Origin of the sequence: Mesorhizobium sp. M1295, from assembly GCF_040318135.1 — a bacterium.
Taxonomy (GTDB): domain Bacteria; phylum Pseudomonadota; class Alphaproteobacteria; order Rhizobiales; family Rhizobiaceae; genus Mesorhizobium.
Genome location: NZ_JAMYLU010000003.1, coordinates 171,915 through 197,976, shown reverse-complemented (window position 1 = coordinate 197,976; position 26,062 = coordinate 171,915). Strand labels below are relative to the sequence as shown.

The window sequence follows — 26,062 nt, the reverse complement described above, 5'->3', positions numbered from 1 at the left end:
TTGGCGGGCGCGTTAAAACCGCCGCCCGCTCAGCGCTTCCTCATATTTCTTGCGCGCCGCGTTCACTTGCGGCCGTGCCGAGACTTCCGGCACTGCGACATCCCACCAGCTTCCACCGGCCTCGGTCGAAGCCAGCGGGTCGGTGTCGATGACCAGCACGGTCGTTCGCGTATTCTTCTTCGCTTGCGCCAGGGCCGTTTCCAGCCCGGCGATCGACGCCACTTTTTCGGCAATCGCACCCATGCTTGCAGCATGCGCGGCGAAGTCGATCTCGGGCAAGGTCTCGTGACGAGCGTCCTTCAGCAAATTGTTGAAGTTGGCGCCGCCGGTCGCCATCTGCAGCCGGTTGATGCAGCCATAGCCGCGGTTGTCGAGCAGCACGATGGTCAGCTTGAGGCCGAGCATCACCGACGTAGCGACCTCGGAATTGAGCATCAGGTAGGAGCCGTCGCCGATCATCACCACAACCTCCTCGTCGGGCTTGGCCATCTTGACGCCAAGGCCGCCGGCGATTTCGTAGCCCATGGTCGAGAAGCCGTATTCGGCATGATAGGAGCCGGGCGCGCCCGCCTGCCATAGCTTGTGCAATTCGCCGGGCAAGCCGCCGGCGGCATGGAGCAGTACCACGCCGGAGCCCATGGCGCGCTGTACGGCGCCGATCACCTGCGCGTCGGACGGATAGGCGGCATTGGTCGACGCCGTCACCTTGCCGGCATCCGCCTGCCAGTCCTTCTTGCCGCTGATCGCATTGTCGGTCCAGCCAGAAGGAGCTTTCCAGCCTTTCAGCGCCGCACCGAGTTCGGCGAGCCCTTCAGCCGCATCGGCGACCAGCGGCAGCGCCTGGTGCTTTCCGGCATCGAAAGGCTGGACGTTGAGCCCGATCATGGTCTTGCCGGAATTCTTGAACAACGCCCAGGAGCCAGTGGTGAAATCCTGCAGCCTGGTGCCGACGGCAAGCACGACGTCGGCCTCTTCGGCCAGCCTGTTGGCAGCCGAAGTGCCGGTAACGCCGACCGCCGCCATGTTCAGCGGATGATCGTCGGGCAGCGAGGATTTGCCGCCTTGCGTCTCGCACACCGGAATGCCAGCGTCTTGCGCCAGCTTCGCCAATTCATCCGACGCTTGCGAATAGAGCACGCCACCGCCGGCAATCACCAATGGCTTCTTCGCGCTCTTCAGCGCCGCCACTGCAGCTGCTAACTCTTGGCGGTCCGGGCGCGCTCGCCGCTGGGTCCAGAGCCGCTCGGCAAAGAAACTCTCGGGATAATCATAGGCCTCGGCCTGCACGTCCTGGCACAGCGCCAGCGTTACCGGGCCACACTCAGCCGGATCGGTCAGCACCTGCATGGCGCGGTTGAGCGCCGGCATGATCTGCTCCGGCCGGGTGATTCGGTCGAAATAGCGCGACACCGGCCTGAGGCAGTCATTGACCGTCGCCGTACCGTCGGAAAAATCCTCGGCTTGCTGCAGGACGGGATCGGGAATGCGATTGGCGAAGACGTCGCCGGGCAGAAACAGGACAGGCAACCTGTTTACATGCGCAAGTGCTGCCGCCGTCACCATATTCAGCGCGCCAGGGCCGATCGAACTGGTCGCCGCCATGAAGCGGCGGCGGAAATTGGACTTGGCATAGGCGATCGCCGCATGCGCCATCGCTTGCTCGTTATGGGCACGGAACGTCGGCAATTCGTCGCGGACCTGGTAGAGCGCCTCGCCGACGCCGGCGACATTGCCGTGGCCGAAGATTGCCCAGACGCCGCCGAAGATCGGCACTTTCTTGCCGTCGATCTCGGCCATCTGTTGGGCAAGAAAGCGGGTCAGCGCCTGCGCCATCGTCAGGCGGATTGTCTTGGTCATGTCGTTTTCCTCCGCAGTCCTTATGCCGCGCCTTCTTATGCTGCTTTGCGGCCGCGCACGGCAAGCCATGCCTCGGTCAGCCTCTCGAAGCGCGACGCCATGTCGGCAACCGCCTCATCGTCCGACATCTTGCCGGCAAGCCATTGTTCGGCCGCGTTGATGAAGATGGTACGGCCGACAGCGAAACCCTTGACGATGGGCGCCTTGGCGGTGGCGGCGAAGGCCGCTTCCAATTCGTCCTGCGGTGCTTCCAAACCCAGCAGTACAATCCCGCGGCACCACGGATCGTTCTTCAGGATCACCGCCTCGATCTTTGCCCATGCGCCGGTCGATGCCTGCGGTTCGAGCTTCCACCAGTCGGGCTTGATGCCGAGTGCGTAGAGTTCCTCAAGCGCCCGCGGGATGGTCATGTCGTCGAGCTTGCCGTGCTTGCCGGCGATGATCTCGACCAGAAGTTCTCTCCCCACTTTCCGCGCGGCCTCGAACAAAGCGCGCAGTTTCTGCTGCTGTTCGCTCTTCAGCGCCGCGGGATCGTCGGGATGATAGAAGCACAGGCATTTGATGCAGTGGTCGACCGGCCATTCGGTCAGTTGCGAGCCTATGTCTTGCGAGAACTCGAAGCGAAGCGGCCGCGAACCCGGCAACTCGACCGGCCGGCCGAGCCAGGCGAAGGAATGGTGGGCGAATTCGAACATCGCCTCGCGCCCGTATTTTTCGTCGAGCAGCATGCCATAGCCGCCGCGGCCAGCCGCGACCTTTGCCGCAGCCTTGACCGTCAGCACCTTGAAAGCCGGGATTCGCGACGGATCGGCGCCGGCCTTTGCCGCGACGTCCTCCAGCTGGACGCGGTGGTCGCAGGCGAACGCCATCAGAGAGGGGATGTCGCGCCGGCGCGTGGTCGCCCAATGGATGTGGTTGATCGCCTCGTCCTTGCGCAGCGCCAGATGCTTGCTGCCGTTTTTCAGGAAGAACTGCAATTCCTCGAAAGTCGGGTATTCAGGTGCGCAGAGCAGCCGCGATACGGCAAAGGCGCCGCAGGCATTGGCCCAGGTCGCGGCCGTCGCCAGGCTTTCCTCGCCGAGCCAGCCGCGCAGGAAGCCCGACATGAAAGCGTCGCCGGCGCCGAGCACATTGTAGACCTCGATCGGAAACCCCTTGCCGACGATACCGTCCTCGAGATCGTCGCTGATCGGCCCGTCATAGACGATGCAGCCCATGGCACCGCGCTTCAGCACTATGGTCGCCGTCGACAGCGAGCGGATGGTTTTCAGCGCGCTCAGGCAATCGTCTGCGCCGGAGGCGATCATGATCTCCTCTTCGGTGCCGACGATGAGATCGCAGTCGGGCAGCACCGTCTTCAACTGCGCCGAGACGCGGTCGGATTTCACATAGCGCTCGAAGCCTTCGGCATGGCCGGCGAGGCCCCACAGGTTAGGGCGGTAGTCGATGTCGAACACCACCTTGCCGCCCTTGGCCTTCATGACACGGATCGCCTTGCGTTGCGCGGCGTCGCTGTTGGGCCGTGAAAAATGCGTGCCGGTGACGACGACCGCGCGTGCTGAAGCAATGAAGGCCTCATCGATATCGTCTTCCGAAAGCGCCATGTCGGCGCAATCGCTGCGATAGAAGATCATCGGCGAGACGCCCTCATCCTCGACCGACAGCAGCACCAGGGCGGTCAGCCGCTCCGGATCGGTCTTGAGGCCTTGGACCGAAACGCCCTCGCGGGTCAGCTGCTCGCGGATGAAGCGGCCCATCTGCTCATTGCCGACGCGGGTGAGCAACGCCGAGCGCAGGCCGAGCCTGGCAGTGCCGACCGCGATATTGGCTGGACAGCCGCCGACCGACTTGGCAAAGGAGGTGATATCTTCCAGGCGCGAGCCGATCTGCTGGCCGTAGAGATCGACGGACGCACGGCCGATCGTGATGATGTCGAGCGGCGCATGTCTCGCTTCCACGGCTTCGCCCATTCGAACCTCCCATCGGCTTTGTTGTCTTGGGTAACACGCGCGAGCGGCAGCGTGGCGCCGGTAATATGAAATAATAATTCCAATCCATAGTCAATATGGAACGAGCATTCCCAAGGCCGAAAAGTGCTCTGCAAAGGCCGGCGCGTTGAGAAACTTTGAAGTCAGACGAACGTCAAGCGTCTGCCGCTGAAACCAGCTGATTTACCAAGGAAGCGGGCCGTCATCGTTGAAGTACCCGGCGGTCGGGCCATTGGCGTCCAGGGTCGCCAGGTGAATGACGATCTCGGCTGCCTGCTGCACCGTGCGCTGACCTTTATACCCGTTGAGATCGGTGGCGGTATAGCCGGGCGCCGCGGCGTTGACCTTGATGCCCTGGAGCGCGAGCTCCCTGGCGAAGCCCACGGTGATGGCGTTCAAGGCTGTCTTGGAGCTGCCGTAGCCCATCATATTGACGGCGTGATTCGCGGTGGCGGGATCGAGCGCCCGGCCGATGGACCCGGTGGAGCTGCTCACCATCACGATACGGGCAGCAGGTGCTGCCAGCAGCAGCGGCAGGAATGCCTGTGTCACGCGGATCGGGCCGAAGACATTGACGTCGTAGGTGGCCTGGATGTCGGCGATCCGCTGCTGGCTCGGCGGCAGGTCGTAATTGATGGCGACGCCGGCGTTGTTCACCAGCACGTCGAGGCAGGGGCTGGCCTGCCCGAGCGCCTTGGCTGCCGCCTTCACACTGTCATTCCTCGTGACGTCCAGCTCAAGCCACTCTGCGTCGAGGCCTTCCGCGCACAATGCCTGCGCCGCCGCCATGCCGCGTTCGGCGCTCCTGGCGCCGAGCCAGACCTTGAAGCCCATGGTCGCCAGTCGCCGGGCGATTTCGCGGCCTATACCCTTGTTGGCGCCGGTCACCAGCGCGGTCTTCGAAGTCGTCATTTCGGTGTCTCCATTTTTCTTGTGGAAGACCCACAAATGGCGCGAGGCAGCGGGCGCCGCGCGCCGGAAATTCTCAGGCTCTTGCCTAATCCTCTCACGCTGTTGCGCGGCCAGCGTGAATGCGCGATGCTGGCGCAATGAACGAGGCGCTGCAGGAGTTGATCGAGATCGCCGGCCGCCATGCGCGCGGGCGACGAACAAGAACGGCGGTTCCCCGCGTTTCGATCGGCCGCAGCGAAGTCGCCACGGCACCATTGCCGGGTGTGTGGGGGTCGGGGATCTTATTCGTATTGCAGGGCGCAAAGACGGTCCTGATCGGCTCCCGGGCTCTTCGTTACAAGCCGGCCAGCTATTTCATCTACACTGTCGAGACGCCCACTATCAGCCAGATAGTCGAAGCGAGCGCGGCGCGTCCTTATCTGGCCATTGGCTTGACCCTTGACCTGCAAGCCGTCGCCGCGCTCCTCGTCGAGCACGCGCCAGCCCTCGGTGGCGACAGTTTCTTCTCCACCACTCCCGTTGATGACGATCTGCTCGACGCGTTGCGTCGAATGATGCGGTTGCTTGACCGGCCAGCGGAGATTCCCGTGCTCGCGACCATGCTCGAGCGGGAGATGCTGTTTCGGCTCCTGAAAGGCCCCCAGGGCGGAAAGCTTCGTGAACTTGCGCGCGCCGATGGCCATCTGTCCCGGATCGGCAGGGCGATCGCCTGGATCCGTTCGCACCCCCATCAGCCGGTCCGGGTTGGGGATCTGGCCGAGATCGCCCATATGAGCAGTGCTGCGTTTTATCGTCACTTCAAGGCGGCGACGGCCATGAGCCCAATCCAGTATCAAAAGCAAATCCGCTTGCTGGAAGCCCGCCATCTGCTGATTGCCCAGCCGGGCAACGTGGCGCGTGTCGCCTTCGCTGTCGGCTATGAGAGTGCTTCCCAGTTCAGCCGGGAGTATGCCCGCCAGTTCGGGTCGCCGCCTGCCCGCGACGCAGCGCGGCTTTTGGCAGAAGGCGAAACGGCAATAGAGGTGATCTAGGCCGTGCGCTTGCGGCCGCTATCGCGCCGCTTCTCGCCGACGGCAACGGTCAGCGCCATGGCCAAAGCCATCGTCGCCGACAGCGAGCGGAAGCCGGCGAAATCGGCCTCGGCGACCTCGAACCAGACCCTGGCGAATTGGGCGAGCGGCGAAAAGGAGCTGTCGGTGATCGCCACGATCGGCACGCCTTGCTCCGAAATGACGCGCGCCTCCTCGATGGTGGCCGGGGCATAGGGCGAAAAGCTGATGGCGATCACGGCATCCCTTGGAGAGGCAAAGCCGATCATCTCCGCGTTCAGGCCGGCGGCCGATTCGATCAGCTGGTTGCGGATCTTGAGCTTGCCCAATGCATAGGCGATATAGGAGGCGACCGGGTAGGAGCGTCGCTTGGCCAGCAGGTAAATGGTTTCCGCCTTGGCCAGCACGGCGATCGCATCTTCGAAATGGTCTTCATTCAGCGTGCGCGAAATGTCGTTGAGCGAGGTGCTGGCTGCGGCGACAAAACCGTCGAAGATCGCCCGGTGGCCGGCGCCTTCCTCGGCCTTGGCGCGCAATGCGGCCAGCCTTTCATCATAGGACGAGTTGCGCTCGCGCAGGCGCTCGCGAAACACCAGCTGCAGGCTGGTGAAACCGTCAAAACCAAGCTGCTGAGCAAAGCGGATCAGGGTCGAAGGCTGGACACCGGCCGAAGCGGCGATGCTGGCAGCGGTGCCGAAGGCGATATCGTCTGGGTTGTCGAGCGCATAGGCGGCGATCTGGGCGATACGTTTCGGCAGGCTCTGACGCCGCTCCAGGATCGTCGCCCGCAGCGTTTCGAAATCGCGCGGCACCCGTTCGTCCATCGTAGCTCCGCCCAGGCTCATCGTCGGTTCCCTCTGTGCCCCATCATAGCGGGCCTGTGCAAGAACACCATAAAAAATGAGACAAGCGTTCCATTTGCGAACAAAATGGATTAATTCATCCACACAAAATTTGCACAGAGGGAGGCAAGCGGATGGTCGGGGTAGGTCTTATCGGCACGGGCTTCATGGGCAAGTGCCACGCCATTGCCTGGAACGCGGTCGGCACCGTCTTTCCCGATGTCGACAAGCCAAGGCTGGTCCATCTGGGCGAGGTCAACGAGGACCTTGCCAAACGCCGTGCCAGCGAATTCGGCTTCGCCAAGGCCTCCGGCGACTGGCGCGCAGTCGTCGACGATCCCGACGTCGATGTCATCTCGTTGACTACGCCGAACCAGTTCCACCCGGAAATGGCCATCGCCATCCTCGAAGCCGGCAAGCATCTGTGGTGTGAAAAACCGATGGCGCCAAGTTTTGCGGAGGCGCAAGCGATGGCTGCGGCCGCGCGGAAATCCGGCAAGGTTGCCGCGCTGGGCTATAACTATATTCAGAACCCGGCGATCCGCCATATCGGCGCGCTGCTCGACGAGAAGATCATCGGCGAGGTCAACCATCTGCGTATCGAGATGGACGAGGACTTCATGGCCGATCCGGAGGCGCTGTTCTTCTGGAAGCACGAGGCGGCGTCCGGTTACGGCGCGCTCGACGATTTCGCCGTGCATCCGCTGTCGCTCATAGCGGTACTGTTCGGCCGCGTCGCCCGAGTCATGTGCGACATGGCCAGGCCCTATGCCGAACGCCGCGTCGCCTCGGGCGGGCGCCGCGCCGTCGAGACCTATGACATCGCCAGCATCCTGATGCATCTCGAAAACGGCATTGCCGGCACGTTGCTGGTCAACCGTTCGGCCTGGGGCCGCAAGGGCCGGATCGCCATCCAGATTTTTGGTTCGAAGGGCTCGATCCTGTACGACCAGGAGCGGATGAACGAGTTCCAGCTCTATCTGACAGCCGACCGACCGACGGAGCAAGGCTATCGGACAGTCCTGGTTGCCCCGCACCACAGGCCTTACGACGCCTTCCTGCCGGCGCCCGGCCACGGCCTTGGCTTTAATGACCTCAAGATCATCGAATGCCGGGAACTGTTGACGCGGCTTGCCGGCAAGCCGGCGCGGATCATCGACTTCGACGAAGGCCTGGAGATCGAGCGCACGGTGCACGCGATGGCGCGCTCGTTCGCGGAACAGCGCTGGATCGCTGTGCGGTAGTAAGCCCGGCGCTGGCTTCCCCTTCTCCCCTTGAGGGTGAAGGTGGCCGAGCGAAGCTCGGTCGGATGAGAGGTGTTGGACGGATCGCTACAGCGAAGAAATAAGCGCTTAAAATCCCTCAATATTTTACGCCGAGTTTCTTCCAGCACCCTCATCCGGCTCGGCGCTGCGTGCCGATCCACCTTCTCCCACAAGGGGAGAAGGAGAAGTGCTCAGGCGGCGCCTGAACGGCTTGATATCATGCTTCGGCGCACCGACCGGCGCCGCTCGACGGCGTCGGCAAGGCCGTGAAGCACCGTCTCGGTGGCTGCCCAGTCGATGCAGCCATCGGTGATGCTCTGGCCATAGACGAGCGGCTTGCCCGGCACGACGTCCTGCCGGCCGGCGACGAGGTTGCTCTCGATCATGACGCCGATGATGCGCTCGTCGCCTGCCGCGACCTGGCCAGCCACGTCAGCCGCCACCCCTGGCTGGTTTTCCGGCTTCTTGCTGCTGTTGGCGTGGCTGACATCGATCATCAGCCGCGGCGCCACGCCGATCCGGCCGAGTTCCGCGCAGGCAGCCGCGACGCTTGTTGCGTCATAATTGGGCTGAATGCCGCCGCGCAGGATGACGTGGCAGTCCTCGTTGCCGGTGGTCGTCGCGATGGCGCTGCGTCCGCCCTTCGTCACCGCCATGAAATGATGCGGTTGGGCGGCCGATTTCACCGCCTCGGCGGCGATCCGCAGATTGCCGTCAGTGCCGTTCTTGAAGCCGACCGGGCAGGACAGGCCCGATGCCAGTTCGCGATGGATCTGGCTCTCGGTCGTGCGCGCGCCGATCGCGCCCCAGGCGACGAGGTCGGCGATATATTGCGGGGTGGCCATGTCGAGGAATTCGGTCGCCGCCGGCAGGCCGAGATTGTTGACGGCGGCGAGCACGTTGCGGGCCATCCGCAGCCCCTTGTCGATGTTGAAGCTGCCGTCCAGGTCGGGATCGTTGATCAGGCCCTTCCAGCCGACCGTCGTGCGCGGCTTCTCGAAATACACCCGCATCACGATCTCCAGCCGGTCCGACAGGCTCTCTCGCAGCGATGCCAAGCGGCTGGCATAGTCTACGGCAGCGGCCGGGTCGTGGATCGAACAGGGGCCGACGACGACCACCAGCCGGTCGTCGGTGCCGGTCAGCACGGCATGGATAGCATTGCGTGACGCGGCAACGGTCCGCGTCGCCGTCAGTGTGCGCGGTATCTCCCGCATCACCTCGTCCGGCGTACTCAATTCCCTTATTTCCTTGACCCGAAGATCGTCTGTGGTGGTCAACACGGCTTTCTGCTCCTGATTGGGAGACCTGCCGGCTGAAACAAAAAAGCCGCCAGGTCTGGCGGCTGTTCGGATCTTGCTGCTGCAATCTTCAGATCGAGCGCAATCCTCCCGCCGCCAGCGAGCTGCTAAAGTACCAATAGGTGGCGGTCAGGTTGATCATGAGGCTCATATAGTCGAAGCCGAGGCGATTGTCACGTGTCTGATGATGCTACTGACGTAGTGGCCCAGCATGCAGCGCCGAGCGGGTTCATGCAGTCCAGGGATCGACGAGTTCAATTCCGAAGTCTTCGAAATCCTTCGTGTTACGCGTTGCCAAGGTGAGTTCCTGCGCAATCGCCGTGGCTGCAATCAGGCCGTCCATCGACGACAGACCGCGACCGCGGCGCTTCGCAAGGCCCATCAGGTCGCCCCACGCCAAGGCAACCGGTTCGTCCACCGGAAGAACTCTCTGCTCGAAGCGCTGCGGCAGGTCCCGTGCGAGCCATTCGGCCAGTGCCTCGCGTTTCCGGCCCTCGTCCATGAGGGCGACGCCGCGCCGGATCTCCGCGATCGACACGACGCTAATGAATGAGCGGTCCTCATCAAGCCCGCCCAGCCAGTCCAGAACGCGCACATCCGGCGCCGGCCTTGTCACCTCGGACAGGACATTCGTATCGAGCAGAAGCCTCACAGCGGCAGATCACGCGGTTCGTCGCGCTGGCGCTCAAGGTTGAGATCGGCGCCGCGCAGCGGCGACTCCAGCAGGAACTCCGCAAGCGTACCCTTGCGCGCGGTCTTCCGCTGCCATTCCTCGGCCGAGACGACAACCACGCTTGGCTTACCGTTTCTGGTGATCGTCTGCGGCGAAGATTGCGCGCGCTCGATAACCTCCGAGAGCCGGGCCTTTGCCCCAGCGACCGTCCAGTTAGTATCCTCTCTGGGCGCAGACGGCATTTCGACCTCCCATGACCATTCTGACTATCTTGACTATATGGGAATGGCGATACGGCGGCAACAGGGAAGGAGAGGGTTTCAGAGCCCGTGTGCCTGAGTGAGGTCGATCGGAACCGATTATGCCGGCTTTGATATTTTGGGGCATCTCGGCCACTCATGGCAAACTGCATCTGACGCAAGGCTACACGGCTGATCCTATTCCGGTGACGCCCCCGCGATGCTCTGGTCGTAGTCGACCAGCGACCCGGTCATGACGCCGGACTGCGGGCTGATCATATAGCTGATCAATCGGGCAAGTTGCGCCGGCTTCACCAATTGGCCCATCGGCTGCGCGGCCTCGGCTTTTTCAAGCCAGTCGTCCGGCGCGTCATGCCATTTCTTCTGCACGATTGCCTCGCCCTCGGTGTCCATCCAGCCGGGCAGCACCGCGTTGCAGCGGATGCGATTGCCGCGATGGGCATTGGCGACATTCTTGGTCAGCGTCGCCAGCGCTCCCTTGCTCGATGAATAGGGCGCCAGGAACGACTGGCCGCAATGCGCCGACATCGACAGTACGTTGACGATCGAGCCCGGTGCCTGGCGCGCCAGCAGATGCGCCACCACGCCCTGCATCAGAAAAAACGGGCCGCGCACATTGGTCTGGAATATCTGGTCGAATAGATCCTCTGAGGTCTCGACCAGTGAGCCGCGAGCCGAGGTGGCGGCGGCGTTGACCAGCGCGTTGACGGTGCCGCAATGGCCAATCGCCGTTTCGACCGCACGCTTGCAGTCGGCGACTTTGGCGACATCGGCGCTGATGAAGATGGCATCGACGCCTGCCCCCTTGAGGATGGCGACAGCCTTGTCGCCCTTCTCCTTCGAGCGGCCGATCAGCGCTAGCGCCCGGCAGCCCTCATCGGCCAGCGCTTCGGCGACGGCAAAGCCGATGCCTTGTGCGCCGCCGGTGACGATGGCGCGTGTTTCGGAATTGCGACCGGCTGAACCGTTCATCGCCTTGCTCCTGTGCTTGATAGTCAGATTGTTTTGTCGAGGCGGACGGTCTTGCCTTCCTTGGCCGATTTCAGCGCCGCATCTGCCAGCCTGAGCGCCACCAGCCCGTCCTTGCCGCTCGGCGCCGCCTTCTTGCCTGACGTCGCTGCCGCGATGAAGGCAGCGATCTCGTTGGCATAAGCGTCGAGATAACGAGTCATGAAGAAATCGTGCAGCGGCGGCCGCGTATAGCCTTTCTCATTGGCGAGTTCGATCGACACCGGCCGCTGGTTCTCGGCCGCAATCATGCCTTTCGAGCCATGCACCTCGATGCGTTGGTCGTAGCCATAGGTGGCTCGGCGCGAGTTGGAGATGACGCATTGCTTGCCGGAGGCAGTTTCGAGGATGACGCTGACGCTGTCGAAGTCGCCGGCCTCGCCGATCTTTTTGTCGACCAGCACCGAAGCGTGCGCGCTGACCGCCACCGGCTCCTCGCCGAGCAGGAAGCGCGCCATGTCGAAATCATGGATGGTCATGTCGCGGAAGATGCCGCCCGAGCGGCCGATATAGTCGAGCGGCGGTGGACCGGGATCGCGCGAGGTGATGGTCACCATTTCGACTGTGCCAATCGCACCGTCGTCGATCGCCTTGCGCACGGCGGCAAAATGCGGATCGAAGCGGCGGTTGAAGCCGACCATCAGGGTGGCGCCGGCCTTGTCGACGACGGCCAGGCATTGTTCCACCCTGCCGGCGTCGAGATCGATCGGCTTCTCGCAGAAGATCGCCTTGCCCGCCCTGGCGAAGCGTTCGATCAGATCGGCATGGGTGTCGGTCGGCGTGCAGATGACGACCGCATCGATATCGCTGGCAGTTTCGATGGCATCGATGCTGCGCACTTCGGCGCCATAGGCAGAGGCCAAATCGGTCGCCGCCTTCTCGAAGGCGTCGGCAACCGCAACCAGCCTGGCCTGCGGGTTGGAGCCCACCGCACGGGCGTGGACCTTGCCGATACGGCCGGCACCGAGAAGAGCAAAGCGAAGCATGAAGAATTTCCTTTGAGAATGGTTGGAAAGAGAAGGCGTGTCAGCCCCCGTAACACGACGTTGGCCTTACGCCGCAAGTTCCGCCTGCCCGGTCTTGGCGCCGGTGATGTAGGAGACGATATCGTTGCCATCGGTATCTTGCTTGCGCAAATTGGCGACGATGCGGCCGCGCCGGAAAACGACGATGCGGTCGACCAGATCGAACACCTGACGCATGTTGTGAGAGATCAGGATCAGCGGCTCGCCATTTTCCTTCAGCGTGCGGATGATGTTTTCGACCTGCATCGTCTCCTGCACGCCGAGCGCCGCCGTCGGCTCATCCATGATGATGAGCTTGGAAGCAAAGGTCGCGGTTCTGGCAATCGCCACGCACTGGCGCTGGCCGCCCGACATGTGGCGGATGGTGTTGGAAAGGTTGGGGATCTTGACCGCTGTGCGGACCAGGGCTGCTTCGGTCGCCTTGCGCATGAACTTGCGGTCGAGGATCGAGAAGGGCCCAAGATTGAACAGCACTCTTTCACGGCCGAGGAACAGGTTCGACGGCACGTCGAGGTCGTCGGCGAGCGCTAGGTTCTGGAACACCGTCTCGATGCCCGCCTCGCGGGCTTCGATCGGCCCGGCGAAATTCACTTCCTTGCCGTCGAACCACATCCTGCCGCTGGTTCGCTGCTCGACGCCGGTGATCTGGCGCACGAAGGTCGATTTGCCGGCACCGTTGTCGCCCATGATGGCGACATGCTCGCCCTTGCGCAGCTCGAAGTTGGCACCCTCCAGCGCATGGACGCCGCCATAATACTTGGTCAGGTTTTCGGTTTTCAGGACGATGTCCGACATGATCAAGCCCTCATTGCCCGCAGGCGTTGGCGCCACTGGTCGAGAACGACTGCGCCGACGATGATCACGCCCTTGACCATCTCCTGATAATAGGCGTCGAGGCGCAAAAAGGTGAAGCCGGAGATGATGACGCCGAAGATCAGCGAGCCGATCACCGTCCCGATAATCGAGCCGCGGCCGCCCGACAGCGACACGCCACCGATGACCGCCATGGCGATCGCATCGAGCTCGTACATCACACCCATGCCGGCCTGGGCAGTGAGATTCTTCGAGCTCAACACCACGGCGGCGAGCGCGGCAAGGATGCCGGCAATGACGTAGACGAGGATCTTGTGGTTGGCGATGTTGATGCCGGACATGCGCGCGGCATCCTCATTGGAGCCGATTGCATAACAGTGCTTGCCATATTTGGTGTAGCTCAGGATCAGCTGGAACAGCACCGCCAGCGAAATGAAAATGATGACCGGCATCAGCCCCTTGCCGATGGCGGCGAAACTCTCGGTCGGAAACGAGATCGGCTGCCCCTTCGACCACCATTTGGCGATGCCGCGCGCGGTGACCATCATGCCAAGCGTGGCGATGAACGGCGGGATGCGCGTGTAGGCGATCAAGGCACCGTTGACCAGGCCGGCCAGCAGGCCGCAGCCGATTGCGACGAGCACCGGCACGATCACCGGCAGGTCGGTCCAGCCCTGGGCAATGAACATCGCCTTGGGGTTCGGGTTGCCGTTGACCGTCGCCACTTGGGCGAAGCTCATGGCTATCATCGCCGTGGCGCCGACGATCGAACCCGAGGACAGGTCGATGCCGCCGGTAATGATCACCTGCGTCACGCCGATGGCAATGATACCGACGATCGACACCTGCAGGATGATGATCTGCAGGCGCGCTTCGTTGAAGATCGCATCGATATTGTCGCGGGTATTGAACAGGAAGCTGTCGCCCAGGAAAACCCGGCCGATCAGCTCGAAAGCGCCGACCAGGATGACGAGCGCCAGGAAGACGTTGAATTCGGCCGGCCATGCGCGCCGCTTCGCATCATAGCTGAGCCCGCCGACGCCGTGAGATGTCTGTGCCAATCGTGCTTCCTCCGTCAGCCACGGTCTCCACCCGGCGCTGTTCAGGCCGAGGGGGAAAAAGCGGAGCGGCGCTGTCTTACTTTGGCGCGCCGCTCCGTATCGGACAGGTCCGCCTCAGTTCTTCTTCAGGAACTTGTCGATATTTGCCGGCGTGACCAGCTGGAACGGGATGTAGACCTTGTGCTCGACCTTCTCGCCCTTCGCTAGCTTGAGCGCAGCATCAAGCGCGCCAGCGCCCTGGCCGGCTGCGTCCTGGAACACCGTCGCATCGAGGTCGCCCGCCTGCATCGCCGCTAGCGCGTCCTGGGTAGCGTCGACGCCGCCGACGACAACCGACTTCATGTCGATATTGGCGGCCTTCATCGCCTGGATAGCGCCGATGGCGCTCTCGTCATTGTTGGCGATGACGCCGTCGAACGGCTTGCCGGTCGACAGCCAGTTGGTCATCAGGTTCTGCGCTTCTTCGCGCTTCCAGTTCGACGTCTGCTTGTCGATGATCTTGATGAAGCTGCAATCCGGCGTGGCAATCACATCATCGATGTCCTTGGTGCGCTGCACCGCGGCCTGGTTCGACAGCTCGCCCATGATCACATAGACATTGGCCTCTTTCTTGCCGGCTTCCTTGAACAGGCGGCAGACCTCCTTGGTCTCGAGCGTGCCAGAATCGGCTTCGTTCGAGGCGACGAAAGCCTGGTTTTCCGGCAGCGTGTCGACGTTGACCGGCTCGCGATTGACATAGACCAGCGGAATTTTGGCAGCGGCGGCTGCGTCCGACATCGCTTGGGTGGCCGAGGTGTCGACCGGGTTGACGATGATTGCGTCGACGCCCGAGGCGGCGAAGTTCTTGATCTGGTCGAGCTGCTTGGCGACGTCGTTCTGCGCGTCTTCCACCTGCAGCTCGACGCCGTCCATGCCCTTGGCCTGCTCGATCATGCCGTTGCGCAGCACGGTGAGAAAATTGTCGTCGAACAACGCCATCGACACGCCGATCTTGGCAGCAAAGGCGGACGAACTCATTAGCGCCGCGAACGCGACGCCCAAAAGCAGTTTTTTCATTTTATTTCTCCTCCACATTGGTGTCCGGCTGCACCGATCTACCCGGAATCCCCGATCTCGCAGGGAATTCTCTCCCGATTGCCATTTTAGTTCCGGAAGGCATTTGCCTGAAACAGATCTTCCGGAACGAAAGAACCAAAATGCTCAGTTGGTGAAATATTTATTCCATTTCGCGTGGGCGTCAAGCGAGATTTCGCCATGAGGAATGGATTTTCGGCATTTCGAGCTCTTTTAGACGAACGCTCAGGCAAGCCAGGCCTGAAAGCGTTCTGATAGATTACATCATGTCTGCCGCCAATGACCGCGACGTCAGATGTTTTCCGGCAGATAAATGTCGAAGGGCAGAAAGGTCTGACCCGGCGCATTCGCGGCGCCGGTCTCGATGGCATGCGCCATCAGCCCGACAAGCTCGCGGCAAAGCGCTGCCAGAGGCGTCGAGATCACCATCGTCAGGAAATTATCCGCCAGCGCCGCGCGGGAGTCAGGCGTGATCTCGTTGCAGACGACCGCTGGCATCTCTGCCGGCTTTGCCTCCCTCAGCGCCGAGATCGCGCCTTCCATGCCGCCACCGGCGACATAGCAGCCGGCAAGATCGGGGTGGCGGGCCAGAAGCTCGATCATTGCATCATGCGTGATCTGGTTCGCTTCCAGATTGACCAACGTCTCAAGGAGAGTGAATTCCGGCGCTTGCTCGCGAAAAAAGGAGCGAAAACCGATCTCGCGAAGCTCGTGGCCGTGGAAGCGATGGCTGCCGACGAAGAGGGCGACCTTGCCAGGTCTCTTCGCGGCCTTCGAGATCATCCAGGCAGCGGTGCGGCCAACCTTGCGATTGTCGAGGCCGACATAGCCCTCGCGAATGCCGGACGCAAAGTCGGAAAGCAGGGAGAACACCGGTACGCCGTTGGCTTTGAGCGCCTCGACGGCCACCGTCAGCGTCGGGTGATCAGGCCCGACCAAGGCGACGGCCCTGGATTTGGCTGCCAGCTTGCGCATCCGCTCGACGATCTCATCCGGCGCCAGCGAATCGGCGAAGTCGATGGTCGCCACGCCTCGAAAGCGCGGCGACTGCGATACTGCCAGTTCAAGTTCGCGGGCAAATTCGCTGTAGAAGACGTCTTCCCGCCGCAACAGCAGAAATCCGAGGCGATACTCCGGCAATTCATGGCGCATCCGCTGCTTGATCAATCCGGCCGCGTGATAGCCGATGCTGGTCGCGGCGTCATAGACGCGGCGCGCGGTTTCCTCGCGCACCGGCAAGCGGTTGTTCAGCACCCGGTCGACGGTGGCAACGCTGACCCCCGAAATGCGTGCCAGGTCGGTGATCGTCGGCCGTTTCGCCATCGCTGCCTCGCTCCAACTATCCGACTCTTTTAAACCATTCTGATGGAAAATGATAGAAACTATCTTTGTGATATTGAGTCTATCAGCGCTCGGCGTTATTTTGAACACTGACCGAATATGATCGAGGCCTCCGCCATGGTGGATATTGGACTCCAAACCGGGAACACAACCTCAGCAGCAGCGTCCCAACGCGACTACAGCCTGGTCGGCCGCGACGCGAAGCTTGCCGTCGAGAGCGGGCTGGCGGCGGCCGAGTGGTATCACACCGACGTGCCGCGCAAGCAGATGAAGGAGCTGATGCAGCGCTCCGACGGCCCGGCGATCCGCGATACCATCATCTGGCTCGGCGCCATGATCCTCAGCGGCGCGGGCGCCGCCTTGTTCTGGGGCAGCTGGTGGTGCGTGCCGTTCTTCTTCGTCTATGGCGTCCTCTACGGTTCCTCCACCGATTCACGCTGGCACGAATGCGGCCACGGCACCGCCTTCAGGACGCAGTGGATGAACGACGTGGTCTATCAGATCGCCTGCTTCATGATCATGCGCAACCCGGTGACCTGGCGCTGGAGCCACACGCGCCACCATACCGATACCATCATCGTCGGCCGCGATCCGGAGATCTCGGTCATGCGCCCGCCCGATCTGCTGCGCGTCGTGCTCAATTTCGTCGGCATTCTCGATGCCTGGCATGCGATGAGCGACATGCTGCGCAATGCGGCCGGCATCATCAGTCCGGCCGAAAGAACCTTCATTCCCGACCAGGAGCAGCCGAAGGCAATCCGCATTGCTCGCATCTGGACGGCGATCTATGCCGCGACGGTCGCGCTGGCGCTTCTTACCGGCTCGTTCCTGCCGCTGATGCTGGTCGGGCTGCCCAGGCTTTACGGTGCCTGGCATCATGTCATGGTCGGCCTGCTGCAGCATGGCGGCCTGGCTGAAAACGTCACCGATCACCGGCTGAACAGCCGCACCGTCTACATGAACCCGATAAGCCGTTTCATCTACTGGAACATGAACTACCACGTCGAGCATCACATGTTCCCCATGGTGCCCTACCATGCGCTGCCCAGGCTGCATGAGCTGATCAAGCACGATCTGCCGGCGCCGACACCGTCCATCCTGGCCGGCTATCGCGAGATGATACCGGCTTTCCTGCGCCAGCTGCGCAATGAGGATTATTTCATCAAGCGCGAACTGCCGCCGACGGCGAGGCCCTATCGCGAGGATTTCCACAACGATAACGCTGCTGTTGCGGTGGCTGCTGAATGACAAGCCTACGCCGGGGCACCAAGAATCGGGGAAGGCGCAAATGAGCGACTGGGTCGAGGCTTGTGACGCCGAGGACATCGACGAGGAGGATGTGATGCGGTTCGACCATGGCGGTCGCACCTTCGCCATCTACCGCAGCCCCGAGGACGGGTATTTCGCCACCGACGGGCTTTGCACGCATGAGAAGGTGCATCTGGCCGACGGGCTGGTGATGGACGATATCATCGAATGCCCGAAGCATAATGGCCGCTTCAATTACAAGACTGGGGCTGCCAGGGGCGCGCCGGTCTGCGTCGATCTCAGGACCTATCCGGTCAAAGTCGACGCCGGCAAAGTCCTTGTCCGGATCGGTTGATGATGACGAAGGGAATGGTCATCATTGGCGCCGGCGAATGCGGCGGGCGCGCCGCCCTTGCGCTGCGCGAGCTCGGCTATGATGGCCCGGTGACGTTGGTCGGCGACGAGCCGCATCTGCCCTATGAGCGGCCACCGCTGTCGAAAGACGCGATGGTCGCCGACGCGCCCCTGATCAAGGCGATCGCCAGTGAGGCGGTCCTGGCCGAAAGATCGATCAGGCATATCCATTCGGTTCAGGCGATGGCGATCGACCGCGTGGCGCATGTCGTGCGCCTGTCGGACGGCTCGGTCCTGGCCTACGACAAGCTCCTGCTGGCGACAGGGTCGCTGCCGCGCAAGCTGCCGATTCCGGGCCTTGGCGGGCGCTGCGTCTATCTGCGGACCTTCAACGACGCACTGGCCATTCGCGCTCATCTCAGCGCCGGAAATCGCGTCGCCATCATCGGCGGCGGCTTCATCGGTCTCGAGCTCGCCACGGCGGCACGCAGGCTCGGCGCCACTGTTGCCGTTATCGAGGCGCAGCCGCGCATTCTGATGCGCGGCGTGCCGGCCGAGATCGCGCAGGTTATCCATCAGGCGCATGAAGCCGAAGGCGTAAAAATCCTGTGCGGCGAGGGCATCGACGCCATTGCCGATGACGGCGCCGAAGTGCGCATCGTGCTTGCCGGTGGACACGACATTGTCGCCGATCTTGCCGTGATCGGCATCGGCGCCGTGCCGGTGACCGGACTTGCCGCGGAGGCAGGGCTGACGATTGACAATGGTATCGCCGTCGACGCCGAGCTTCGCACCAGCGACCCCGACATCTTTGCCGCCGGCGATTGCTGCTCGTTTCCGCTCGCCATCTATGGCGGCCGGCGAGTGCGGCTGGAAGCCTGGCGCAATGCGCAGGAGCAGGGCGCGCTTGCGGCCAGGAACATGCTTGGCGCCGGCGAGGCCCACGCGGCGGTGCCATGGTTCTGGTCGGATCAGTACGGCCTGACCTTGCAGATCGCCGGCCTGTCGGACGAAGGCCGCAGCATTGTGCGTCGCGAGCTCGGCGACGGCGCCTTCATCCTGTTCCATCTCGCCGAGGACGGCAGGCTGGTTGCGGCAAGTGGCATCGGCCCCGGCAACGCGGTCGCCCGCGACATAAGGCTGGCCGAGATGCTGATCGCGAAAAGGGCAAAGCCGGCGCCGGAAGCGCTAGGCTCGCAAACGATCAAGCTGAAGTCGCTGCTGGCGACATGAGCCAGCGCGGGTTCCAGAGCCATTTGAAAGAACTTGCGGAGCGCTTGCCGTTCTGGTGGTGACAATCCTGCACCTGATGGCGGGAGACGACCCTGAGCGGTCGTTCCTGCCCGCGATGGAAACGTCTCATGAGGGTTGGAACGGGGTCGTTCGCGCGACTTTGCGCCGAAAGGTTGCCATGAGGCGAATGATCCGATCTCGATCCCAGATGTCAGCTAAGCGCTTGCCGTCACGGCCGAGACGACCCCTTCCAGCCAACCGAGTTTCAGATGTAACCGAATTTCCTCCTTCTGAAATCGCAGCGCGACCCTCTCTCCTCAGTAGACGGGCTGACCACAGCCCGCCGCCCTGCCCGTATACGGCCGGGGCTCTGTGAAAAGAGGCTATCATGACGCCTCCAGTCCAGTGTGTTCTCCGTGTTATGCACCTGGTCATCGCCCGATCCCTTAGGGCCGCAGCGCAACGGCGTGAGCTGGCTCAACTTAGCGACCGCCAGCTACGCGATGCCGGAATCGATCCCGCATTGGCAGGCCGTGGCAAGGCGGCCGCCGTCGATAGAACCAGCCTGCTTCGACTGCCGACCCTGTCGTCCGGCTGAGCGAGTTGATAGAGGAGCTAGCGATGGCCGGTCTCTCCACCGCGATCGGCGCAGAAGTCGGAGAGGTGTGCCTGCTCGGGGCAATGTTCGCTGGACTGATCCTCATCTCAGCTCCGAGAACGCGCTTCGTTCAGAGTCCGATCTCTGACTTGCCGGGCGCTCAGCGTCCGGTCGTCTTTCAAAGCAGTTCCAGGCGCCGAACTGGACGCTTTGAGATCGTCGGAACTGAACTCGACCTTCCCGGCATATCCCGGCCGAGCGATGGAACCCGCGCAAGCTACTTACAACGTCCGAGCCACCCTTGAGCGATCGCTCACGCCTTCAGTCGCGTATAGACGGCGCGCGTTGCCAGTGTTTCTTGCTGTCCGGGACGCGTGAAATAGAGCTCAATGATGTGGCGATCGTTGTTCTCGATTTTGATTACAGTGCGCATGCCGACCTGCTTGCCGACTGTTTCTTCGCCCGCCACGCCCTGGTCGGTAAAGGTGCCGGACATGCTGATCGGCCTTTGATCCCCCGAATTAGGGACGCCTTTAAAATACATCATGGTTGTGTTGACAGGATCGATCGTGACCCACTCGTAACGTCCGTCCATGATGCTGTAGCCGAGCCATCCTTTGCGCCAGACCGGCGCTCCATCCAGCGTTCCCTCCATTATGTCTTCGATGTAACGGCCGCCCGCCAACCACTGACGATGGCTAATGAGATCGTCCGTCACGAGCGGCGGCTGATCGGGGCTACGGCCGAGTGTGCCGTAGAAGCTCATCTGGACGCGCCAGGTGCCGATCATTGGCGCCAGGACCTCATGCCCCGGGCCCGGCAATCCACGGCGAAGCCAATTCGGCAACTCCGACTGGGTCGGGGGCTCGGCTGCAGCCGAGCTGCCTTGAGCCAATGCGCCGAAAGGAATGGGGAGGACGAACGCAACGACGAATAGGGCAACGTGTAGTGTCTTGATCATACTTTATCTCCAGCTCATCGCTCGCCCGGGAATTGCTATGACGCGCTCAGTTGGGGCAATCGTTGCGAATTTTGTCGGGTGAACTCGTGGATACTCATCTCATACCTCTCCGTCATTCGATGCTGACCAGCGTTTCACCACCGGAAACTTCGATAACGGCGCCGGTCACGAAGTCATTGGCCATCAGGAAAAGTGCGGCCTTGCCGATATCGTCGATTTTTCCGACGCGTCCTGCCGGGAAGCGCTGACGCACCAGCGCGAAAAACGCCGCGCGCTTCGCCTGCGGCATGCCGGCCCACATTTCGCTGTCTATGACGCCCGGTCGGATTGTGTTGACGCGGATCGGACCGAGTTCGAGCGCAAGGGCTCGCGTCAGCGCCTCCAGACCAGCAAAGGGGACCATCATCATCGATGCGCCCATGCGAGGCTTGGTCACCAAGCCACCGGTCGTGAATGTGATCGAACCACCTTTCGGCATCCTAGGCGCTGCGTGCCGCGCGCAAGACCAACTGCCCAAGAGCTTGCCGTGCAGAACGGCCCGCGCGTCGGCCATCGTCTGGGAGAGGAAGGGACCTCCCGGACTCGGCGGGGTCGCGGTGATAAGAAGGTGGTCGAGCGTCCCTAGTGTTTCGAACATCTGCTCGACCGCTGTATCATCGGTCATGTCCAGCGACTGGAACGTGATCGAACCGTGGACGCTTTCCTCTACAGCCATTCTCGCTGAAGGGCGCCGCCCGAGCGCAATGACCTCGGCGCCTGCTTGAGAGGCTGCGCGGGCCGCGCCCATGCCCATGCCGCTTGTCCCGCCGACGATCACGACACGCTGATTCGAAAGAGGCTGCTCGTCACCGTTCATCCTGGATCTCTGCCGCTGGCATACGGACTCAGCATCTCCAGCCACTGCGTCTCCATGTCGCCCGGTTCGAGCTCACCAGCATCTACGACGAAGCTCTGGACATAGGCTTCGCCGAAGTGGCTCTTGAGTGCATCGATACTGCGCCAGACCTCGTAGATAACGATGAGATCGGGGTCGGTCCGATCTCGATGGATGTGGAATTGAAGACAGCTGGCTTCCGATCTCGTCGCTTGGAGATCTTTAAGCATACGTGCGACAAGCGCGGAGCCTTGGCCGGGAGTGGCGCGATGCTTAGCGATAACGCAATAGGGCGTGTCTTCGCCAGCGGTTGGTCGAGGAAGATCAGGCAACGTCAGCGCCATGTGGTACTCCTGCCGGAACGGCCGACCGAAGTGGTTGCGGCCATTGAAATTGGCAGATGCTGGTATGGCGTTGCTATGGCAGAAACGACTGAATATTTGACCGTTTGTCGCGCGTATTTCCGTATTACACGCGGTCGCAACAGGAGCGTATCTGCGGCTGGTCGAAACAGCCTCGCATGAACCCGATCAGGACTCTGTTCCGCTCACACGCAGCCCTGAATCTCGGATAGCGCCGGGTGAGACACCCATGAAGCGTTTGAACGCCCTGCTGAAGGACGCATCGGAGTCATATCCCAACTCCGATGCGATCTGTGACTGCGACATATATCCGTTACGCAACCAGGATGCCGCCAGCCGAAGCCTCCATTGCAGGAGATAGCGGGCGGGGGATACCGACAACAGGCTCTTGAACCGCTGCGAGAACCTCGATCGCGACAGCCCGGACAATGCAGCCAGGCGATCGACTGGCCAGTCTTCCCCAGGGGAGCGATGGATTCTTGCAAGCGCCGACCCGATTTGTGGATCCTGCACGGCCGCCAGCCAACCAGTCAGGTCGTCCGAACATGTCTCGACCCAGGTTCTGATTACTTGCGTCATGACAATATCGGCGAGGCGCGCCATTATCGTTGCAGAGCCGATTCTTTGCGCTTCAGCCTCGCGCGCCATCATCGCAATGAGGCTTGGTAGGTCAGTATCGCCATGCTCGGCATGCCGGATGTGCATCACAGAAGGTAGCAGTTCCAGCAGCGGATTTGCTGTCGGGCCCTCAAAGCCGATCGTACAGCATGCGATCAACGATCGCGCGCCGCCGCCGCCAGACTTCAACTCGTAAGTTCCGTTCCCGATCAACGCGGGTTTGACATCGGCGAGCGGCAAGGTTCGCCGTTTTGGCCGATCGGACATAGTGTGCTCTGTTCCGTGGGGAAGAAGAAGCACATCGCCGTTTTCGAGCAGCAGCGGCGGCAAGCCCTTGGCTTGTATCCAGCAATGACCCTCGAGCATCGCATGAAAACGTACGCCCTCCCTGAACGGCACGGCGATGCCCCAGGGCGCCGTCAACTCGCTGCGGCCATATCTCGCATGGGCAAGGCGTAGATCGCGCAGCACCTCGCTCAACAAATCATTCTCGGCCGGCTGGTAGCTCATCGTTGCACGCCCTAGACCGGGCCGATCAATGGACCTAAGCGGATCACTCATCTGCACTCCTTTGCCCCAACTTCGCATACGCTTATGCATCCCGTTACCTCTCTTAGTGGGCAACCGAAGGGAGACCTATTGCGGATCCAGATTCCGCAAGAGATCTGACAAAGGAAATGGGATTCTGCTGGCGGCGTTCGCTTAGGGATGCGCCGGACTTTTTTCAACAATATCCGCCCCTTGCTGCCCATCAGATCGCGCGCGCGACCCAAAAGCTGTTCCCCAGCCGGGGCGATCCCTTGAAAAGATCGACGGGTTCGAAGCCACAGAGTTCAAGCAGATAGGCGATTTCCTGGCGCAGGCTCCACCGCAGACCTTCACTGCTAAAACAGCGCCTTCAGCTCCGGCAATTTGTCGTTGACCAGCCAGCCATAGTAATTTTCCTCAGGCAGCTTTTCCGGCTCGCCCGCAGCGCGGCGCTTGTCGTTCTCCGCCTTCAGCGCATAGGCACGCTGTTCCGGATTGCCGACATTGTAGAGGGTCGACGTGATGCCGGGATTGCCTGAGATGTCGAAGCCGGCAATGCTTTTATAGGCGTCGATCGACTTCCGGATCGTTGCCGCGACATAAGGCAGTGTCAGGTCAGGATCCATGATGGTCTTGTAGACCGCGTTCGGGTCGCCGACGTCGAGCTCCGGCAGGCCGGAAACCTTGTGCACGAGATCGCTCATCTGCAGTGCCGTCAGCGGATTGAGCTGGCCAAGACCAAAAGTCTGGCCGGCATAATAGGGCTGGAAGAAAGTCGCGCCGAAGCGGTCGTTGGGAAAGCTCTCGCCGTTGACGGTCTTGCCGCGGAACGACCGGTTCCACACCTGCTCGCGGCATTCCCAGAGTTCGTAACTGTCCGATTTGCCCGCGCACTTGGCAAATTGCGGCCGTTGCACGAAATCGGTGATGTCTTCGCCTTCATAGGCGAAGGAGAGTTTGCTCGACAGATACGAGATCGCCTTGACGTAGTAGGTCTGCAGCCGGTCGTAGGCATCGACATTGTAGGTGTGCTCGCCGACGATGGCGCCGACGATATGCATCGGGTCGATGCCATAGGCCGCGGCTGCCTGCATGATCTTGCCACGCAGCTCGGCATCGTTCTGGAGCAGCGCAAACACTTTGCGGTATTTCGCCTGGAAGGTGGTGTTGGTCGCCTGGCTGCGCCGGCTGGATGCGCCCGGTATGTCGGGCTGCTCGGTGTTGCGGTTGCCGGGCGGCACCATGGTTGCCGCTTGCGCGGCGAACATGGCTGCCGCCAGCGTCAGCCCGAGAATGACGAGGATCAGTTTTTTCATGCGCCGCCGCCCAAATAGTCGCCGGGCAAACTAGGTAATGCTCCAACGGGAGTCGAGAGACGCCTGCACCCGACGAGACGAAAGCTCGCCGGATGCTTCCATTTGGCCACACATCGGAAATGCCGGGCTGAATTTGGCGGAGACCGGGAGCAATTCCCCGGCCTCTTTGAGGATGAAGCGTCTCCTACAGGATGAAACGCGACAAATCCGTGTTTCTGGAGAGGTCGCCGACATGCTTCTCCACATAGGCGGCATCGACGGTCACGGAGGTGCCGTTGCGGTCCGGTGCGTCATAGGAGATCTCGTCCAGCACCCGTTCCATCACCGTCTGCAGCCGCCTGGCGCCGATGTTCTCGACGCTGGCGTTGAGGTCAACAGCGATGCCGGCCAACGAGTCGATCGCGTCATCGGTGAAGACCAGGTCGACTCCCTCGGTCTTCATCAGTGCGATATACTGCTTGATCAGGCTGGCTTCGGTCTCGGTGAGGATGCGGACGAAATCGTCCTTCTCCAGCGCCCGCAGCTCGACACGGATCGGCAGGCGGCCCTGCAATTCCGGCAGCAAGTCGGATGGCTTGGCGACGTGGAACGCACCTGAAGCGATGAACAGGATGTGGTCGGTCTTCACCGGTCCGTATTTGGTCGCAACCGTGGTGCCTTCGACCAGCGGCAGCAGGTCGCGCTGCACGCCCTCGCGCGAAACACCGGCACCGATGCCGCCTTCGCGCGAGGCGATCTTGTCGATCTCGTCGAGGAAGACAATGCCGTCATTCTCGGTCGATTCGAGTGCCCTGCGCACCACCTCGTCCTGGTCGAGCAATTTGTCGGACTCGTCGCTGATCAACAGCCCGTAGGACTCTTTAACGGTCGTCTTGCGCATCTTGGTTTTCTTGCCGCCCATCGCTTTCGACAGCATGTCGTTGATGTTGAGCACGCCGATATTGGCGCCCGGCATGCCGGGGATCTCGAAGCCGGGCATGCCGCCATTGCCGGTATCGGCCACTTCGATCTCGATCTCCTTGTCGTCAAGCTCGCCGTCGCGCAGCTTCTTGCGGAAACTGTCACGGGTGGCCGGACTCGCCGTCTTGCCGACGAGCGCTTCAAGCACCCTTTCCTCGGCGTTGATGTGGGCACGCGCCTCGACGTCCTCACGCATCTTCTCGCGCACCAGCCCGATGGCGATCTCGACCAGATCGCGGATGATCTGCTCGACATCGCGGCCGACATAGCCGACCTCCGTAAACTTGGTGGCTTCGACCTTGACGAAAGGCGCACCGGCAAGGCGCGCCAAGCGGCGAGAAATCTCGGTCTTGCCGACACCGGTCGGGCCGATCATCAGGATGTTCTTCGGCATCACCTCTTCGCGCATCTGGCCCTCGAGCTGCTGGCGGCGCCAGCGGTTGCGCAAGGCAATCGCCACGGCACGCTTGGCGTCTTTCTGGCCGATGATGAAGCGGTCGAGTTCCGAAACGATTTCGCGGGGAGAGAAGGTGCTCATGTC

The 26,062-nt window shown here is 62.0% G+C and carries 25 protein-coding genes; 6 read left to right on the top strand and 19 right to left on the bottom strand.

Going from position 1 to position 26,062, the window contains the following annotated elements; translation table 11 throughout:
* Positions 1-12 precede the first annotated feature (12 nt).
* From iolD to NKH29_RS06235, 3 genes are all read right to left on the bottom strand, one after another.
* Positions 13-1,857: a 3D-(3,5/4)-trihydroxycyclohexane-1,2-dione acylhydrolase (decyclizing) gene (gene iolD, locus NKH29_RS06245; RefSeq protein ID WP_023718234.1), complete on the bottom strand. Its 1,845-nt coding sequence runs from the start codon at positions 1,855-1,857 to the stop codon at positions 13-15.
* Between the two features lie 35 nt (positions 1,858-1,892).
* Positions 1,893-3,827, bottom strand: coding sequence for a bifunctional 5-dehydro-2-deoxygluconokinase/5-dehydro-2-deoxyphosphogluconate aldolase (locus tag NKH29_RS06240; RefSeq protein ID WP_023718235.1), 1,935 nt, complete (start codon positions 3,825-3,827; stop codon positions 1,893-1,895).
* Between the two features lie 201 nt (positions 3,828-4,028).
* Positions 4,029-4,757, bottom strand: a complete 729-nt coding sequence (locus NKH29_RS06235) for an SDR family NAD(P)-dependent oxidoreductase (RefSeq protein ID WP_352999213.1) — start codon at positions 4,755-4,757, stop codon at positions 4,029-4,031.
* Between the two features lie 137 nt (positions 4,758-4,894).
* Here NKH29_RS06235 and NKH29_RS06230 point away from each other — a divergent pair, with 137 nt between their 5' ends.
* Positions 4,895-5,788 carry an AraC family transcriptional regulator gene (locus NKH29_RS06230; protein ID WP_352999212.1) on the top strand — a complete coding sequence of 298 codons (894 nt, stop codon included), beginning with the start codon at positions 4,895-4,897 and terminating at the stop codon, positions 5,786-5,788.
* Here the strand turns inward: NKH29_RS06230 and NKH29_RS06225 are convergent.
* Positions 5,785-6,630 (bottom strand): MurR/RpiR family transcriptional regulator, encoded by an 846-nt coding sequence (locus tag NKH29_RS06225; RefSeq protein WP_352999296.1) that lies wholly within the window; start codon positions 6,628-6,630, stop codon positions 5,785-5,787. The genes NKH29_RS06230 and NKH29_RS06225 overlap by 4 nt on opposite strands.
* Before the next feature lie 152 nt (positions 6,631-6,782).
* Here NKH29_RS06225 and NKH29_RS06220 point away from each other — a divergent pair, with 152 nt between their 5' ends.
* On the top strand, positions 6,783-7,892 hold the full coding sequence (locus NKH29_RS06220; protein ID WP_023718239.1) for a Gfo/Idh/MocA family protein: 1,110 nt from the start codon (positions 6,783-6,785) through the stop codon (positions 7,890-7,892).
* Positions 7,893-8,104: 212 nt separating this feature from the next.
* On the opposite strand, the gene NKH29_RS06215 is transcribed toward NKH29_RS06220, so the two are convergent.
* From NKH29_RS06215 to NKH29_RS06175, 9 genes are all read right to left on the bottom strand, one after another.
* The gene (locus tag NKH29_RS06215) at positions 8,105-9,196 is read right to left on the bottom strand and encodes a 3-deoxy-7-phosphoheptulonate synthase (RefSeq protein ID WP_023718240.1); all 1,092 of its coding nucleotides are present in this window, start codon (positions 9,194-9,196) and stop codon (positions 8,105-8,107) included.
* A 247-nt stretch (positions 9,197-9,443) separates the two neighbouring features.
* Entirely contained in the window at positions 9,444-9,866 is a 423-nt protein-coding gene (locus tag NKH29_RS06210; protein ID WP_352591239.1) for a type II toxin-antitoxin system VapC family toxin, read from the bottom strand.
* A complete protein-coding gene (locus NKH29_RS06205) occupies positions 9,863-10,129 on the bottom strand; it encodes a type II toxin-antitoxin system Phd/YefM family antitoxin (RefSeq protein WP_023718242.1) in 267 nt (88 codons plus the stop codon). The genes NKH29_RS06210 and NKH29_RS06205 overlap by 4 nt, the downstream gene beginning before the upstream one ends.
* Positions 10,130-10,324: 195 nt before the next feature.
* A complete protein-coding gene (locus tag NKH29_RS06200) occupies positions 10,325-11,119 on the bottom strand; it encodes an SDR family oxidoreductase (protein WP_023718243.1) in 795 nt (264 codons plus the stop codon).
* Positions 11,120-11,142: 23 nt separating this feature from the next.
* Positions 11,143-12,141 (bottom strand): inositol 2-dehydrogenase, encoded by a 999-nt coding sequence (gene iolG, locus NKH29_RS06195; protein WP_023718244.1) that lies wholly within the window; start codon positions 12,139-12,141, stop codon positions 11,143-11,145.
* 66 nt (positions 12,142-12,207) lie between these two features.
* On the bottom strand, positions 12,208-12,975 hold the full coding sequence (locus tag NKH29_RS06190; protein ID WP_254815918.1) for an ATP-binding cassette domain-containing protein: 768 nt from the start codon (positions 12,973-12,975) through the stop codon (positions 12,208-12,210).
* A 2-nt stretch (positions 12,976-12,977) separates the two neighbouring features.
* Complete coding sequence (locus NKH29_RS06185) at positions 12,978-14,054, bottom strand: ABC transporter permease (RefSeq protein ID WP_352495260.1); 1,077 nt, start codon at positions 14,052-14,054, stop codon at positions 12,978-12,980.
* Between the two features lie 114 nt (positions 14,055-14,168).
* Entirely contained in the window at positions 14,169-15,110 is a 942-nt protein-coding gene (locus NKH29_RS06180; RefSeq protein ID WP_023718247.1) for a sugar ABC transporter substrate-binding protein, read from the bottom strand.
* 309 nt (positions 15,111-15,419) lie between these two features.
* Positions 15,420-16,451 (bottom strand): LacI family DNA-binding transcriptional regulator, encoded by a 1,032-nt coding sequence (locus NKH29_RS06175; RefSeq protein WP_023718248.1) that lies wholly within the window; start codon positions 16,449-16,451, stop codon positions 15,420-15,422.
* Positions 16,452-16,586: 135 nt separating this feature from the next.
* Between NKH29_RS06175 and NKH29_RS06170 the strand changes: the two genes are divergently transcribed.
* The 4 genes from NKH29_RS06170 (at position 16,587) to NKH29_RS06155 (ending at position 19,902) form a co-directional block, all read left to right on the top strand.
* Positions 16,587-17,717: a fatty acid desaturase family protein gene (locus tag NKH29_RS06170; RefSeq protein ID WP_051409640.1), complete on the top strand. Its 1,131-nt coding sequence runs from the start codon at positions 16,587-16,589 to the stop codon at positions 17,715-17,717.
* A 40-nt stretch (positions 17,718-17,757) separates the two neighbouring features.
* Entirely contained in the window at positions 17,758-18,072 is a 315-nt protein-coding gene (locus NKH29_RS06165; RefSeq protein ID WP_023718250.1) for a MocE family 2Fe-2S type ferredoxin, read from the top strand.
* Positions 18,073-18,074: 2 nt separating this feature from the next.
* Positions 18,075-19,304 (top strand): NAD(P)/FAD-dependent oxidoreductase, encoded by a 1,230-nt coding sequence (locus NKH29_RS06160; RefSeq protein WP_023718251.1) that lies wholly within the window; start codon positions 18,075-18,077, stop codon positions 19,302-19,304.
* A gap of 388 nt (positions 19,305-19,692) precedes the next feature.
* A complete protein-coding gene (locus NKH29_RS06155) occupies positions 19,693-19,902 on the top strand; it encodes a YjiS-like domain-containing protein (protein ID WP_352495259.1) in 210 nt (69 codons plus the stop codon).
* Positions 19,903-20,215: 313 nt separating this feature from the next.
* On the opposite strand, the gene NKH29_RS06150 is transcribed toward NKH29_RS06155, so the two are convergent.
* From NKH29_RS06150 to hslU, 6 genes are all read right to left on the bottom strand, one after another.
* On the bottom strand, positions 20,216-20,863 hold the full coding sequence (locus NKH29_RS06150) for a DUF1579 family protein (RefSeq protein ID WP_352495258.1): 648 nt from the start codon (positions 20,861-20,863) through the stop codon (positions 20,216-20,218).
* Between the two features lie 112 nt (positions 20,864-20,975).
* Positions 20,976-21,719 (bottom strand): SDR family oxidoreductase, encoded by a 744-nt coding sequence (locus NKH29_RS06145; protein WP_352999211.1) that lies wholly within the window; start codon positions 21,717-21,719, stop codon positions 20,976-20,978.
* Entirely contained in the window at positions 21,716-22,081 is a 366-nt protein-coding gene (locus NKH29_RS06140) for a putative quinol monooxygenase (RefSeq protein WP_023718254.1), read from the bottom strand. Before NKH29_RS06140 ends, NKH29_RS06145 begins: the two co-directional genes overlap by 4 nt.
* A gap of 186 nt (positions 22,082-22,267) precedes the next feature.
* A complete protein-coding gene (locus NKH29_RS06135) occupies positions 22,268-23,227 on the bottom strand; it encodes an AraC family transcriptional regulator (RefSeq protein ID WP_352547999.1) in 960 nt (319 codons plus the stop codon).
* Between the two features lie 374 nt (positions 23,228-23,601).
* Positions 23,602-24,561 carry a DUF1402 family protein gene (locus NKH29_RS06130; protein WP_352999209.1) on the bottom strand — a complete coding sequence of 320 codons (960 nt, stop codon included), beginning with the start codon at positions 24,559-24,561 and terminating at the stop codon, positions 23,602-23,604.
* Positions 24,562-24,745: 184 nt separating this feature from the next.
* Positions 24,746-26,059: an ATP-dependent protease ATPase subunit HslU gene (gene hslU, locus NKH29_RS06125; RefSeq protein ID WP_023718257.1), complete on the bottom strand. Its 1,314-nt coding sequence runs from the start codon at positions 26,057-26,059 to the stop codon at positions 24,746-24,748.
* Between the last annotated feature and the right edge of the window lie 3 nt (positions 26,060-26,062).

What these genes read in the sequence shown, in the direction of transcription:
- hslU (WP_023718257.1), bottom strand. Translation starts at nt 26,059, where the DNA reads ATGAGCACCTTCTCTCCCCGCGAAATCGTTTCGGAACTCGACCGCTTC.
- NKH29_RS06145 (WP_352999211.1), bottom strand. Translation starts at nt 21,719, where the DNA reads ATGAACGGTGACGAGCAGCCTCTTTCGAATCAGCGTGTCGTGATCGTC.
- NKH29_RS06160 (WP_023718251.1), top strand. Translation starts at nt 18,075, where the DNA reads ATGACGAAGGGAATGGTCATCATTGGCGCCGGCGAATGCGGCGGGCGC.
- NKH29_RS06175 (WP_023718248.1), bottom strand. Translation starts at nt 16,451, where the DNA reads ATGGCGAAACGGCCGACGATCACCGACCTGGCACGCATTTCGGGGGTC.
- NKH29_RS06235 (WP_352999213.1), bottom strand. Translation starts at nt 4,757, where the DNA reads ATGACGACTTCGAAGACCGCGCTGGTGACCGGCGCCAACAAGGGTATA.
- NKH29_RS06200 (WP_023718243.1), bottom strand. Translation starts at nt 11,119, where the DNA reads ATGAACGGTTCAGCCGGTCGCAATTCCGAAACACGCGCCATCGTCACC.
- NKH29_RS06170 (WP_051409640.1), top strand. Translation starts at nt 16,587, where the DNA reads ATGGTGGATATTGGACTCCAAACCGGGAACACAACCTCAGCAGCAGCG.
- NKH29_RS06205 (WP_023718242.1), bottom strand. Translation starts at nt 10,129, where the DNA reads ATGCCGTCTGCGCCCAGAGAGGATACTAACTGGACGGTCGCTGGGGCA.
- NKH29_RS06165 (WP_023718250.1), top strand. Translation starts at nt 17,758, where the DNA reads ATGAGCGACTGGGTCGAGGCTTGTGACGCCGAGGACATCGACGAGGAG.
- iolD (WP_023718234.1), bottom strand. Translation starts at nt 1,857, where the DNA reads ATGACCAAGACAATCCGCCTGACGATGGCGCAGGCGCTGACCCGCTTT.
- NKH29_RS06130 (WP_352999209.1), bottom strand. Translation starts at nt 24,561, where the DNA reads ATGAAAAAACTGATCCTCGTCATTCTCGGGCTGACGCTGGCGGCAGCC.
- NKH29_RS06190 (WP_254815918.1), bottom strand. Translation starts at nt 12,975, where the DNA reads ATGTCGGACATCGTCCTGAAAACCGAAAACCTGACCAAGTATTATGGC.
- NKH29_RS06135 (WP_352547999.1), bottom strand. Translation starts at nt 23,227, where the DNA reads ATGAGCTACCAGCCGGCCGAGAATGATTTGTTGAGCGAGGTGCTGCGC.
- NKH29_RS06180 (WP_023718247.1), bottom strand. Translation starts at nt 15,110, where the DNA reads ATGAAAAAACTGCTTTTGGGCGTCGCGTTCGCGGCGCTAATGAGTTCG.
- NKH29_RS06140 (WP_023718254.1), bottom strand. Translation starts at nt 22,081, where the DNA reads ATGGCGCTGACGTTGCCTGATCTTCCTCGACCAACCGCTGGCGAAGAC.
- NKH29_RS06150 (WP_352495258.1), bottom strand. Translation starts at nt 20,863, where the DNA reads ATGATCAAGACACTACACGTTGCCCTATTCGTCGTTGCGTTCGTCCTC.
- NKH29_RS06220 (WP_023718239.1), top strand. Translation starts at nt 6,783, where the DNA reads ATGGTCGGGGTAGGTCTTATCGGCACGGGCTTCATGGGCAAGTGCCAC.
- NKH29_RS06230 (WP_352999212.1), top strand. Translation starts at nt 4,895, where the DNA reads ATGAACGAGGCGCTGCAGGAGTTGATCGAGATCGCCGGCCGCCATGCG.
- NKH29_RS06225 (WP_352999296.1), bottom strand. Translation starts at nt 6,630, where the DNA reads ATGGACGAACGGGTGCCGCGCGATTTCGAAACGCTGCGGGCGACGATC.
- NKH29_RS06240 (WP_023718235.1), bottom strand. Translation starts at nt 3,827, where the DNA reads ATGGGCGAAGCCGTGGAAGCGAGACATGCGCCGCTCGACATCATCACG.
- NKH29_RS06155 (WP_352495259.1), top strand. Translation starts at nt 19,693, where the DNA reads ATGACGCCTCCAGTCCAGTGTGTTCTCCGTGTTATGCACCTGGTCATC.
- iolG (WP_023718244.1), bottom strand. Translation starts at nt 12,141, where the DNA reads ATGCTTCGCTTTGCTCTTCTCGGTGCCGGCCGTATCGGCAAGGTCCAC.